Origin of the sequence: Wolbachia endosymbiont of Anurida maritima (assembly GCF_042182995.1) — a bacterium.
Classification (GTDB): Bacteria; Pseudomonadota; Alphaproteobacteria; order Rickettsiales; family Anaplasmataceae; genus Wolbachia.
This window is the reverse complement of sequence record NZ_CP102058.1, coordinates 974,131-987,497: the sequence shown is the minus strand read 5'-3', so window position 1 is coordinate 987,497 and position 13,367 is coordinate 974,131. Positions and strand designations below refer to the sequence as shown.

At 34.4% G+C, this 13,367-nt stretch carries 13 protein-coding genes and 2 pseudogenes; 8 read left to right on the top strand and 7 right to left on the bottom strand.

The genetic code is table 11. The features are described from left to right. Positions 1–228: 228 nt before the first annotated feature. The 5 genes from NOX90_RS05315 to NOX90_RS05295 all read right to left on the bottom strand — a co-directional run bounded on the left by NOX90_RS05315 (position 229) and on the right by NOX90_RS05295 (position 4,414). Complete coding sequence (locus NOX90_RS05315; RefSeq protein WP_375603807.1) at positions 229–621, bottom strand: hypothetical protein; 393 nt, start codon at positions 619–621, stop codon at positions 229–231. Between the two features lie 97 nt (positions 622–718). Next, positions 719–2,182: a YifB family Mg chelatase-like AAA ATPase gene (locus NOX90_RS05310; RefSeq protein WP_375603806.1), complete on the bottom strand. Its 1,464-nt coding sequence runs from the start codon at positions 2,180–2,182 to the stop codon at positions 719–721. Next, the gene (locus tag NOX90_RS05305; RefSeq protein WP_375604614.1) at positions 2,112–3,518 is read right to left on the bottom strand and encodes a recombinase family protein; all 1,407 of its coding nucleotides are present in this window, start codon (positions 3,516–3,518) and stop codon (positions 2,112–2,114) included. Before NOX90_RS05305 ends, NOX90_RS05310 begins: the two co-directional genes overlap by 71 nt. 128 nt (positions 3,519–3,646) lie before the next feature. Continuing rightward, a complete protein-coding gene (locus NOX90_RS05300; RefSeq protein ID WP_375604575.1) occupies positions 3,647–4,105 on the bottom strand; it encodes a transposase in 459 nt (152 codons plus the stop codon). Positions 4,106–4,141: 36 nt separating this feature from the next. Continuing rightward, positions 4,142–4,414, bottom strand: a complete 273-nt coding sequence (locus tag NOX90_RS05295; protein ID WP_375603804.1) for a transposase — start codon at positions 4,412–4,414, stop codon at positions 4,142–4,144. A 61-nt stretch (positions 4,415–4,475) separates the two neighbouring features. On the opposite strand from NOX90_RS05295, the pseudogene NOX90_RS05290 reads away from it, so the two are divergent. From NOX90_RS05290 to NOX90_RS05270, 5 genes and pseudogenes are all read left to right on the top strand, one after another. Next, positions 4,476–4,721: pseudogene (locus tag NOX90_RS05290) on the top strand (terminase gpA endonuclease subunit); the annotation flags it as partial. A gap of 1 nt (position 4,722) precedes the next feature. Beyond that, positions 4,723–4,938, top strand: a complete 216-nt coding sequence (locus tag NOX90_RS05285) for a hypothetical protein (protein ID WP_375604613.1) — start codon at positions 4,723–4,725, stop codon at positions 4,936–4,938. 26 nt (positions 4,939–4,964) lie between these two features. Beyond that, on the top strand, positions 4,965–6,002 hold the full coding sequence (locus tag NOX90_RS05280; RefSeq protein WP_375603805.1) for a YhcG family protein: 1,038 nt from the start codon (positions 4,965–4,967) through the stop codon (positions 6,000–6,002). Beyond that, a pseudogene (locus tag NOX90_RS05275) lies at positions 6,002–6,410 on the top strand (phage portal protein); the annotation flags it as partial. The gene NOX90_RS05280 and the pseudogene NOX90_RS05275, both read left to right, overlap by 1 nt. 53 nt (positions 6,411–6,463) lie before the next feature. Then, a complete protein-coding gene (locus NOX90_RS05270) occupies positions 6,464–7,411 on the top strand; it encodes an IS5 family transposase (protein ID WP_375603607.1) in 948 nt (315 codons plus the stop codon). A 144-nt stretch (positions 7,412–7,555) separates the two neighbouring features. Here NOX90_RS05270 and NOX90_RS05265 read toward each other — a convergent pair whose 3' ends face one another. Then, positions 7,556–7,828, bottom strand: a complete 273-nt coding sequence (locus NOX90_RS05265; RefSeq protein WP_375603804.1) for a transposase — start codon at positions 7,826–7,828, stop codon at positions 7,556–7,558. 271 nt (positions 7,829–8,099) lie between these two features. After that, positions 8,100–8,924, bottom strand: a complete 825-nt coding sequence (hemF, locus tag NOX90_RS05260) for an oxygen-dependent coproporphyrinogen oxidase (RefSeq protein WP_375603803.1) — start codon at positions 8,922–8,924, stop codon at positions 8,100–8,102. 152 nt (positions 8,925–9,076) lie between these two features. Between hemF and NOX90_RS05255 the strand changes: the two genes are divergently transcribed. The 3 genes from NOX90_RS05255 to NOX90_RS05245 all read left to right on the top strand — a co-directional run bounded on the left by NOX90_RS05255 (position 9,077) and on the right by NOX90_RS05245 (position 13,341). Beyond that, positions 9,077–11,557: a response regulator gene (locus NOX90_RS05255; protein ID WP_375603802.1), complete on the top strand. Its 2,481-nt coding sequence runs from the start codon at positions 9,077–9,079 to the stop codon at positions 11,555–11,557. 90 nt (positions 11,558–11,647) lie between these two features. Next, positions 11,648–12,490, top strand: a complete 843-nt coding sequence (locus tag NOX90_RS05250; protein ID WP_375603801.1) for a ParA family protein — start codon at positions 11,648–11,650, stop codon at positions 12,488–12,490. Beyond that, positions 12,487–13,341, top strand: a complete 855-nt coding sequence (locus tag NOX90_RS05245) for a ParB/RepB/Spo0J family partition protein (RefSeq protein ID WP_375603800.1) — start codon at positions 12,487–12,489, stop codon at positions 13,339–13,341. The genes NOX90_RS05250 and NOX90_RS05245 overlap by 4 nt, the downstream gene beginning before the upstream one ends. Positions 13,342–13,367 lie beyond the last annotated feature (26 nt).

Below are 13,367 nucleotides of genomic sequence, written 5' to 3'. Positions count from 1 at the left end.
CTAATAAGTGCCGTTAATTAATAGTAACTAGGTTTTTAGGTGACATCATTTAACCGATACAAGAAAATAGAAAATGTTTATAAGAAGGGATAAAAACCTATCCCTTTTTTTGTTAAAGTTACTCTACAGTGCGCTGTGGCTCGTAGCCAACAATACCAGCAATATCGCTTAGAGCTGATTTTGGGTAAAAATTATCTTGTGCTATTTCTGCTTTATTCAGCCTTGCCTTTATTTCACTAGATTGGCTATAATGCTTGTACGCAAGAATTCCAATAGTTCCCCCACTATTGCAGCAGCTAGCAGACCAGTAAATACCGGATTAGTAGCTGCGAATGCATATAATCCCTTACCTCCTTCTACCATACCAACATAAGCTGATTTTGCTGTTGTACTAATAAGAACTGCATAAGCTGGACTCATAAAATAAGCAGCTGTAAGCGCTATTGCTGAAGGTATAACAAAAAAAACCACAGCTGTTTTTAATTTATTATTAATTACATATTGACCAAAACCACTGGCAGCACCTGGAATTCCCCAATGATCATCAGCTTGTTGATATCCCTCCGAAATAGCATGAAAAAAGCCATCTCTTTTCTGATATTCATAATATGTTAATGCCATAATTCTACTCCTTAAAATGGAATGTTAAAAAAAATATTAAAATTTCATCAAGGATAACATATAGTAAAAAAAGTTGCCTGTCAAGTAAGTTAATTTATTAATATACCCTTATTCTGTAATTTAGTGCTTCAGCAATGTGTGCTCTTTTTACTTCTTCACTTTTTGCAAGATCTGCAATGGTTCTTGCAACTTTTAACACGCGTGTGTATCCTCGATTGGAAATGTAATTTTCTTTCAGTACATATTTCAACAATTCTAACCCTGCCTGATCTGGCTCAGTAAATTTATTAAATGCTTCACCACTTACTTCTGCGTTACAACGAACATTCAATTTACTATAACGCTCAGTTTGAATTTTTCTCGCTGCTATTACTCTTTCTCTTATAACCTCGGTGCTTTCTCCCTCTGGAGAAACTTCAGGAGAGAGTATGCTAACGTTTGGCATCTCAATGCATATGTCTATTCTATCAAGCAATGGCCCTGATATTTTGTTTTTGTAATCTGTGCCACACTTTGGAGCTTTGTTGCACGATCTACTTGCATCCCCCAAGTAACCACATCTGCAGGGGTTCATCGCAGCAATCAGTTGAAAATTGGCTGGATAAGTAATGTGAGCGTTTGCTCTTGCAACAGTAACTTTTCTATCTTCAAGTGGTTGACGCAAAGAATCAATCACAAGTCTTGGAAATTCAGGTAATTCATCAAGAAATAATATGCCATTGTGAGCCATGGTAATTTCTCCAGGTTTTGCGTTTTTTCCTCCCCCTATCATTGCTGGCATAGAGCATGAATGATGAGGTTCACGAAAGGGGCGAGTTACTTTGAATATTTCATTACCAGTTTTTGTGATGCTGGAAATAATATTAACATCAATCATCTCCTGTTCGGTCAAATCAGGCAGCAACCCTATAAAGCGTTTAGCAAGCATTGACTTTCCAGTACCGGGAGGTCCAACAAGAAGCATATTATGCCCACCTGCTGCTGCAATTTCAGCTGCTCTTTTTGCAACAACTTGGCCTTTAATATCCTTTATATCTGGAACTGGATTTTTTTCTTTGGGTGCAGCGCTATAGTTAAAAATTACCGGCTGAATTGACTGCTCACCCTTAAAATGTCTGATAATATCAGTTAATTTTTCTATAGCTAGAATTGAAACATTCTTTACCCATGAAGCTTCTACTCCATTTCCCCTTGGGCAAATTACTCCTTTATTTGCCTGTTTTGCATTGATTGCTGTTGGAAGTACTCCTGAGACTGGTATGACTCTGCTGTCTAGTGCAAGCTCACCCATAATGATATAAGACTGAATTTTTTCAACTGGTATCACATTCATTACAACAAGCAGTCCAATAGCAATAGCCAAGTCATAATGACTACCTTCTTTTAGCAAATCCGCAGGGGAAAGATTAACCGTGATCCTTTTTGGAGGTAGCAGAAGATTGATTGAATTTAACGCTGCTCTGATGCGCTCTTTGGATTCCGCAACAGTTTTATCCGGCAAGCCAACAATATTGACTGCTAGTACAACATTGAATAATTCTATTATGCTTATTTTGATCAAAGTTTGCAAGACTTTTTATTCGAAATACTATGTATAAGTGGTTGTGGTTGATTTCGATTTGATGAATTAACATTCTAATAATATTTTGCTTAGTCTGCCAATCTACCTGATCAAGTTTTGATTCAACGTTTGAAGAAAAGTTTTTCAAGCTATCTGTAACTAGACTCAATTCTTGTTGTAACTTCTTCTGATCAAGTACTTTTTCTTTTTGTTCCTCAATTTCTTTCAAATGCTGTCTCATCGCTTTCACTCTTGGCTCAAATTCTTCCTGAGTTATATACTCTTGAGAGTAGCTATCGATAAGCTTTGAAATACTTCGCTTAAGTTTACTTTCTTGCTTTTCAAGCGTCTGATCTAGCAATGGCTTTTTATCCTCTGACAATCTACGTTGATATTCATTTGCAACTCTATCTGGATCTTTCAATAAAACCTTTACCTCTTCCCATATTACTGCATCAAGCACATCAGTACGTATTGATTTATTATCACAGATTTTATTGCCATTAAATTTGCTAGAGTTTGTACCAGAGCAACGATAGTAATAATATGTCGACTTTTTATAGTTAACATAATTTGTACCACAATAAGTATATTGACAACGTTGACATACCATTAAACCTTGTAATAAATACGTTTCTCTTCTTTGCCGTACTCTTGCTCTTTGTCTATTTTCAGCTAGTTGTGCTTGCACTGAATTAAATAAATGCTCATTGATTATTTTTGGCACTGGAATATAAGTCCAGTTCTCTTTATCACTATTAAAGCGACCACTTTTAAGCTTGCCACAGGTTCCTTTTTTTGATTTCCTTACTTGTGGTTTTGAACATGTCTTAGTTTTACCATAAGCTGCTTGTCCTATATAAGCAGGATTTCTTAACATGTTCCAAATAGTGCTTCTTTTCCAATAGCTTTTCCCTGTTCTTGTTACTATCGGTATCTTATTCAGTTTATGTACAACCTCTCCTATACTTGCTCTTTCTTGACCAATCCAACTAAATATTTTACGCACTACATTTGCCTCTTCTTCATCAACCTCAAACTGAGCACTTCCTTCACCTACATGTTTTGCCATGTAGCGATAACCATAAGGTGCATTACTCATTACGCTTATACGGCCAGTTTTAGCTGCATGGAGTTTTCCTCTGCGATTACGCTCCATAATTTTTGCACGTTCATACTCTGCTACTAATCCTTGAATTCCTAAAAACATATTAGATTCTGGGTTATCCTCAAATTTATGATTTAGGAAAATAACCTCTGACCCTGCTTTTCTAAACTCTTCGAGTAAGAGCGCTTGGTATGCAGATTTCCGTGATAGCCGATCAGGTGAATGAATATATATTTTATCGATCTTACCTTCTGTTTACTCTATCACGTAAATTTTCTAAGCCAGGACGTTCTAAATTTGATCCACTGTAGCCATTGTCAACAAACCTGTGCTCATCTAAGAGCATGTCTTCAAACTCAAGAATGAGCTAATTTGTGAAGCATAATAGTGATCATATTAAAAAAGATGTTATTTTTTGAAGTGAGAGGAGAATGCTCATAATCCTTACTCATACGTCTAAAATTGGAGAGCCAAGCAAAGGTTCTCTCAACAATCCAACGTTTAGGAATAACCTGAAATCCTGTATCAACTACTTTCTTGGTAATCGTCAACAAACATCCAGTTTCCAATAAACAGCGGTTTTGCAATTTACCTGTATATCCTTGATCAGCAAAAAACTTACGTAATGTTGGAGCTTTGCATTTGGCTTGAACAAAAAGATTTAGTGCACCATCACGATCTTGAATGCTTGCACTGTGTACTTCAGCAGCAATTACAAGACCTAGAGTATCTACAACGATGTGGCGTTTTCTACCCTTTACTTTCTTGCCAGCATCATATCCTCTGGATCCCCTTTTTGAGTGGTTTTTACTGATTGACTGTCAATTATTCCTACTGATGGAGTTTCATTCTTACCAATTATCTTTCTTAGTTTTTTTAACTAGAAAATCATGAATTTCTTGCCATATTCCACTTTTTTTTAAACGCGAATTACAACTATACACGGTTTTCCATGGTGGAAAATTCTTAGGTAGTTGTCTCCATTGACAGCCTGTTCTCATCACATACCTTATTGCATCGATAATCGTTCTGATACTGTGTTTTCTTGGTCTGCCGGTCTTTTTAGGTTCAAAATATTGCTCTATCATCTTCCATTCTTTGTCACTTATATCGCTTGGGTACATTTAAAATATATCTTATAACACACTTCTTAACTCCTTTCTACTTAGTTTGAAGACATGCTCTGAATATTTTAAGCAGCTAACGGCAGAGCAATTAGTCAGTAAGGTAGTAAAAGGTTATACCAAGCAAGAGTGGCAAAAGGTAAGAGAAAGAAATGAAGTACTGGATTGCCGAATTTATGCGAGAGCAGCATCGATAGCACTTGGAATTGATCGTTGGCCAGAGAGTAAATGGAATAGTTTAAGTGAAAAGCCAGAAAGTAAAAAACCTAAAAAAGTAAGACAAAGCAAATGGTTGAATGAGAAGTAAAATGTACGATCAAGAATATTTAAGTCAAGTAGAAGAAGCGATAAAAAAACTGCAAAATGGAGAGCGAGTAGTATCAATTGCATATGGTGACCATGTTGTGAGATATGCTGAAGTTCAGATAAATGACTTGCTGAATCTACGGCAACGTATTAAGGCTGAGCTGAAAAACGTAGCAAAAAGAAAGATAGTGTTTTCAACGAGTAAAGGGATCATATAATGATAAAAATCGTTGAAAGAAACTCTATGACAAAAATTATAGCAAAAGAATATACAGAATTTTTAGAGCAGCTGAAAGAACAGATTGCTACTAGTCGTTATAAAGCAGCACTGGCAGTAAACAGCAAGCTCATTGTGCTTTACCATCACATTGGTACAGAGATCTTAAAGCGCCAAAAAGAACATGGCTGGGGTGCTAAAATCATAGATCAGCTAAGTAAGGATTTAAGAAGCGCATTTCCAGAAATGAAGGGATTTAGCGCTAGGAATCTTACTTATATGCGCCAATTTGCTGCAGAATATCAAGATACTGAATTTACGCAGCAGGTTGCTGCACAATTGCCTTGGTTTCATATTGTAGTTATTTTAGATAAAGTAAAAGATCCAAAAGAAAGACTATTCTATTTTCAAAAGGCTATAGAGCACGGTTGGTCACGTAGTATAATGGTGATGCAAATCGAACGTGAATTGCACAAACGTCAAGGAAAAGCTGTTACTAATTTCAAAGATAAGTTACCTTCTCCGCAGTCAGATTTAGCACATTATACATTAAAAGATCCATATATTTTTGATTTTTTGAGTATAGGAGATGACGCTCATGAAAGAGAAGTAGAAAAAGGGCTTGTAGGCCATGTAGAGAAGTTTTTGCTTGAGCTAGGGGAAGGATTTGCATTTGTTGGTAGACAATTTCATTTAGATGTTGGCGATGACGATTTCTACATAGATTTATTGTTTTACCACTTGAAGCTACGTTGTTTTGTAGTGATTGAATTAAAAGATAAAAAATTTAAACCTGAATATGCAGGAAAAATGAATTTTTATCTTTCAGCAGTTGATGATTTACTGAAGCATGAAACTGATCAACCATCTATAGGATTAATTTTATGTAAGTCTAAAAATGATGTACTAGCAAAATACACGCTAAAGGATATGACCAAACCGATAGGCCTTGCTGAATATCGAATAACTGAAAACCTACCAGAGGAGATAAAAACAGCGCTACCAACAATAGAAGAGCTAGAGGCTGAATTATTGAAAATTTCAGATTCAGATAAAGAAAAGTAATGTTACTCAAATCATTCAAACAACTATTTAACAAACCAAAGATAAAAAGCTCTGCATGGGATGCAGCAAGTTCAGGAAGAAGATTTTTTCACTTTCAACCAGAGTCAGGAAGTATAAACAATTTGCTGTNCTCAAAACCTTGAAACTTTACGTAGTCGATCACGTGACATGGTAAGAAAAAATCCTTACGCTGCAAATATAATTGATACAATAGTAAGTAACTCTATTGGAACAGGAATAAAGCCGCAATCAAAAGCCAAAGATGCAGAGTTTCGCAAAAGAGTTCAAGAATTATGGCTGGAATGGACAGATGAAGCAGACAGTAGCGGAGTAAGTGACTTTTATGGATTACAAGCCCTGGTATGGCTTTGTTGCATAGCGAGTAGAGATAGGAGAAAAAAAGAGAGAAAATTAAAAAAGAAGTGGTTACTCTATTGAAAAATGAATGCTTTAGGGAGTGTATGCCACAGAAAATGAAAGTCAGTAACAATAACGAGTATAATCAATTTTTAGAAAAAAGAGGAAATGTCTTTCATTTCATTGATGAAGCTATAGAAAACTGGTATGAAATTTCAGAAAAGGTTGCAGGTGGAAATAACATTTACAGCGATAAAGTTGTCATTGCAATACATATAATTGTTAATCTATTTAGAATAGGTTTAAGGCAAGCAGTTGGATTCATAAAAGGATATTTAGAAGGTATAGGGAAGAATCTGCAAGTGATGAGCTATTCACAGGCTTGTCGCCGACTAAACAAACTTAATTTGAAACTGTGTGATCACAGAACAGATAAAAATGATATGGAGAATATTGAAATTGCTATAGATAGTACAGTAATCCATATTTATAGCAACAGCACTCAACATAACAAAGATAATGCCAAGATAAGGAAATATAATGGTAGAAATCAAGCAAGAAAGCTACATGTTGCTTTAGATATAAACAGTAAAAAGGCAATAACAACTCGATATACTAATTTCCTTTCACATGATAGCGTATCAGCATCGGAAATACTAAAAGAAATAGGTGATATCTATAAGATTAAGTCTCTTCGTGCAGATGGAGCTTATGATACAGCAAATTTATATAAGTTATGCAATAAGTATAATTTAAAACCCATAATAAAGCCGAGAAAAAATGCAAAAATCTACAATGATATAGATCATTTATCGGAACGAAATAAGAACATCAATATAAGAAAAGCATACAATTTAAGTCAGTGGAAAAAGAAGACAAGGTATGGAACACGATCACGTATTGAGAGTTTTTTCTTTAGGGTTAAAAAAACATTTGGATTTAGTTTTAAGAATAAATCCAAAATAAATCGTTCTCAAGAGATGATCTTAAAATGCTACTTGATTAACAAATTTACTGATATCGGTATGCCTATTTTCGAATTTGCCTCGTAAATCCCTTACATCACACCTTCTCATTGGTAGCCATGCAACAAAGCCACCCTTTACTTTCTTGCCAGCATCATATCCTCTGGATCCCCTTTTTGAGTGGTTTTTACTGATTGACTGTCAATTATTCCTACTGATGGAGTTTCATTCTTACCAATTATCTTTCTTAGTTTTTTTAACTAGAAAATCATGAATTTCTTGCCATATTCCACTTTTTTTTAAACGCGAATTACAACTATACACGGTTTTCCATGGTGGAAAATTCTTAGGTAGTTGTCTCCATTGACAGCCTGTTCTCATCACATACCTTATTGCATCGATAATCGTTCTGATACTGTGTTTTCTTGGTCTGCCGGTCTTTTTAGGTTCAAAATATTGCTCTATCATCTTCCATTCTTTGTCACTTATATCGCTTGGGTACATTTAAAATATATCTTATAACACACTTCTTAACTCCTTTCTACTTAGTTTGAAGACATGCTCTGAGAGACATAGTCTTTGAAAAGAATTTTCTAAAACTATTTAATGCATTGTAGAGACTTAGAGTCAGTTCAACACCTTTTATGTTATTGTTTTTGACAGATTTAATTAAAAAATTATCTATTATACCCATGATTATACCCCCTATATAAAAGCTCACTACCATGGTACAATTTTAAACTATGATGATTTATTTTCTACTAATAGCAGCTCTCTATAACCACTTAACAAGTGGTGGCATTGACATCATAATTGCATCTGGATTGCCGTCAGTCATCAAACCAAACCTCGTGCCACGATCGTATAACAGATTGAATTCTACATATCTGCCACGTTTTATTAATTGATTTTCTCGTTGTTCTTTTGTCCAAGATTTTTGCATATGTTTACGTATGACGTGCAAATAAATTTCCAAAAAGGCTTCACCTACTGCTTTTGTAAACTTAAAGTCATTTTTCCAATTACCAGAACTCAGATTATCATAGAAAATACCACCAATGCCACGTGGCTCTTTTCTGTGTTGTAAGAAAAAATAATTGTCACATTGCTCTTTAAATTTTGGATAATATCCGGTATCAAATCTATCACATGTCATTTTGATTGATTCATGAATATACTTGCAATCTTCTTCATTTCTATATATCGGCGTAAAATCCATTCCTCCACCAAACCATTGTTTTGAAGTATATATCAGCCTTGTGTTCATATGCGCTGCAGGGATAAGGGGCGATTGCATATGAGACACTAAAGATATACCGCTTGCCCAGAACTCTCCGTTACTTTCACTTGCACCAGGAATTTCATTGATGGCTGAATCTGCAAATTTTCCGTGTACTTTTGAAACGTTTACTCCAACTTTTTCAAAAACATTACCAAAAATAATTGTAGATTCACCACCTCCACCACCTGGGCGGTCCCACTTTCTCTTTTCGATCTTTGGCTCTGCGGATGATTGTTTTTCGATTAATAAGAAAGATTCTATAATCTTATCTCTTAGTGCACAGAACCACTTAAATGCTTGTGTTNTTTGTTTTTCCATAATATCCTCTCGCTAACATTGTTATATCTGATATTTAAGGAACTTAATTAGATTTGGATGATAATTATCTATCAAAGACGTTAATAAATCTATAATAATTAAATCAATATAATAAAACATTTTCGTATGTACAACAATGCCAAGTAACAATAATGAATAAAAGATACATAGATAACAAAAAAGAGAACAGGGTTGATTTCATACTAAGAAATTATGGAATATCAATTGTTGTGATGGCAGTTATTATGCTCTTACCTCCAGTAGCAATATCGATACTCTACTTTTTTGATATATATAGTCAGCATATTAATATAGAGATTAATTTATTAGTTAGCATTCTAACAACTCTCTTTATGATATATAATGTAAAACGCTACAGATACCTACTTAATACTATAGAATTTCAAAATGCAATATTTGCAAATGCACTAAATCATAATACAGAATTTTGCCTTATTTTACATAAAGATGAGGGTGTTATTTATGCTGATGCAAGGTTCTACGAAAGATTTAAAGATCATATAGATGATGACATTACGTTAGGCAAGATTCTTGAAATAGGAGATGTTTCAGAAGAAGACAAAAAAGTACTCTATCATGCACTAAAAAATAACTCTTCTGTACAGGTATGCATTTCCTTAAACAAGAAGAATAGAGTATCTAACTTTCTTTTGCTCTTTGAGCCGATACCAGATAATCCACAAATTGCTATAAATAGTAATAAGATTTTAAATTTATCATTAGTGCCAATAGCAAGGCCAGATGGGTATTTTGTGTTAAAAGCAACACAGATAAACAAGGAGCAGGTATATGAAGAGTTAATAGAAAAACACAGTATAGGAACTTACATTGCAAATGCCAAAGGGGTGATTTTATCTGTAAATAAAAGATTTTTAGACATATTTGAACTGAAAAAACTGGAAAAAGGTAGCTCAATCAGTGATTTTATATCTCAATCTAAATATAACAATACAACAACCGATAATGAAATTTTGTTTTTTACTATAAGTGGTATTCCATTCAAGGCTTATATGAGCACTGCTATATTTTGTGATAAATACAATCATAGCTATATATATGGCCTTATAACACCAACCGAATCAAATATTGTTGATTATCAATTACACCCTTGTTTTGCAAATTCATCAATTGCTATTGCACAATGTGACATAAACGGTAACTTTATAAAGAAAAATACAGCACTAATAAAGCTTGCAGGGTCAGATAATAATTCAATCTTTACATTGATATTGGATAGTTATCATGTGAAAATACGTGAATATTTTTCGAGTAATAGAATAAATAATGCGTCCTTTGATGTACAGCTCAACGGCGGTAATAACATAAAAATATATTTCAATAAGTTTCTTCATAATAAAATGATATTCATACTTTGTTATTTTATTGATAATACTGAACACAAAAACCTAGAGATAAAGCTTGAGCATTATCAAAAGATGCAAGCTATAGGACAGTTAGCAGGTGGTATTGCGCATGATTTCAACAATATATTGACTGGGATAATAGGATTTTGCGATTTGCTTTTACTCCAACACTCAGCTGGTGACCCATCTTTTGGAGATATAATACAGATACAGCAAAATGCAAAGCGTGGATCAAATTTAGTAAGACAATTGCTTGCTTTCTCAAGAAGACAGACCTTGCAGCCAAAAATTATTGATGTAAATAATACTATAGCTAATCTTTATGAAATGATAAAAAGATTAATAGGTGAAAATATAAAATTTAATATTTATTATGGTAGAGACTTGGGTGCTGTTAGGGCTGATCAAGGACAATTAGAGCAAGTTGTACTTAACTTAGCAGTCAATGCTAGTGCTGCTATGGAAAAGGGCGGAGAATTAACTATACGAACCTTTAATCAAAAGATTGACTCATTAAATTCTACACCTCAGGATATGTTTTCTCCAGACAAGGAAGGGATTGAACATGGAAATTATGTTGTGATTGAAGTAATTGATACTGGATGTGGAATGACGAGTGATACAACTGAAAAGATCTTTGATCCATTTTTTTCTACTAAAGATATTGCTTCCGGTACAGGTCTTGGCCTCTCTACTGTATATGGCATTATTAAACAAACTGAAGGATACATCTATGTTGCTAGCAAAGTAAATCATGGAACTAAATTTAGCATATTTTTGCCCATGGTTTACATATCAGATGAAAATGATAGAGAAGAAGATAGTGAAGAAACAGAAAAACCGGTAGTAAGTGAAATTAAAGGTAATGGTATAATTTTATTAATCGAAGATGAAGATTCAGTAAGGGAATTCATCTCTAAAGCACTCAAAAGAAAAGGATTTGATGTAATAGAAGCAAGCATAGGCAGCGAGGCGCTAGAAATAATCAGTAAAAAAAGTCAACATATAGATCTTATAATCACTGATGTAATCATGCCAGAGGTGAGCGGCCCAGAAATAGTTAAAGAAGCATTGATACATAGGCCAAACATCAACGTTATTTTTATTTCTGGGTATGCAGAAGATGCTTTTTTAAAGAGTGATGACATCAATATAGAAGATTTTCACTTTTTGCCAAAACCATTCACTCTGAATGAATTAGGAAACAAGGTTCAAAGTGTGTTACACAAAGTAAAAAAGACAGTCTAATTTTAGTGTGATTAGCAACAAAAAAATTTTCTAATGCAAAAGTTTCTTGCATATATACAATAGAATTATTTTATACATAAGATAAAAGGCGTGAGCAAGATTATTGCAATAGTAAATCAAAAGGGTGGAGTTGGCAAAACCACAACTAGTATAAATTTATCGACAGCCTTTGCTGCTGTGGGAAAAAGCACTTTATTGGTAGATCTTGATCCTCAAGGAAATGCTAGCACCGGACTCGGGATTTCTTATCGTAGCAGGGAAGAAAAAAACATATACAAAATACTACTAAGCAGCAAAAATAAATTGATAGAATCGGCAATTTTCAATATAAAGGAAATTCCGAATTTATCGCTAATTTCGTCAGTAGTTGATTTGTCAGCTGCAGAAATTGAATTATCGCAACTTGAGCGAGGAAAATTCGTACTAAAAAGCGCATTGGAGAAGATACGCGATAATTATGAGTATATAATCATCGATTGCCCTCCATCACTTGGGCTTCTGACCATAAATGCTTTGACTGCTGCTAATTCTATTATTGTTCCTCTTCAGTGTGAATTTTTTGCTCTGGAAGGATTAAGCCATTTAGTTAAAACTGTGGAACTGATAAAAAGGAATAATCTAAACCCTTTTTTGGCAATAGAAGGGATAGTATTAACAATGTATGACAGGCGCAACAAACTCAGTGAACAGATTAAAAACGATATTTGCCAGTATTTAAATGATAAAGTATACAAAACTATCATCCCATTGTATGAGACTGTTATTCCACGTAACGTACGGTTATCAGAAGCGCCTTCTCATGGAAAACCCGCTATTGTGTATGATCTTAAGTGTCCTGGTGCACAAGCATATATAAGTTTGGCAAGGGAAATTTTAAAAAAGCACGCGAGCAGTTGTAAGGAGAAGAAGCTAGTGAGTGAGGGCGTGGTATGAAGGATGATAGACGCCTCGGCAGAGGTCTTGCTGGTCTCATAGGCGATAATTATGATAATAAAGAAGATCGACAAGAGTATTTGCCTATTTCATTACTGCACCCAAGCAAATTTCAACCGAGGAAACATTTTGACGAGGAGTCATTAAGAGAACTTGCAAATTCGATAAAGAAAAGTGGCATTATACAGCCTATCGTGGTACGCAAAGATTCAAATGATGATGGTTACGAAATAATAGCTGGAGAACGTCGTTGGCGAGCAAGCAAGATTGCAAATCTTGATAGTGCACCGGTTATCATAAAAGATCTGAGCGACAAGGAATGCTTGGAAGTATCCATAATTGAAAACATACAAAGACAAGATATTAATCCGATAGAAGAAGGTGAAGCGTATAAGAAACTGATAGATGAGTTCTCCTATACACATGAGGAACTAGCCTCAGCTATAGGCAAAAGCCGCAGCCACATAACCAATATGACTCGGATGTTATCACTTCCCTATAGTGTGAAAATGATGATCAATGAAAAAAAATTGTCTATGGGTCATGCAAGAACACTGATTAATGTTGAAAATGCAGAAGATATTGCAGAAAGAATAGTTTCTCAGGCCTTAAGTGTTAGACAAACTGAAAAATTGATAAAAGATTTGCATCAAGGCAACAACCAAAAAGAACAGAAATATACTAAAAATCAAGATATGGCAGTAATAGAGGGCGCTATATCTTCTCAACTTGGTTTAAAGATCAAAATTAATGACAACAATTCTAAAGGTAAAGTTATGATACGGTATAATAATCTCAGTGAATTGGATTTGATATTGAAAATTTTGAATGGAAAACTTGAATCCCAGTAAAGCAAAAAAATAATATAAAATACAAC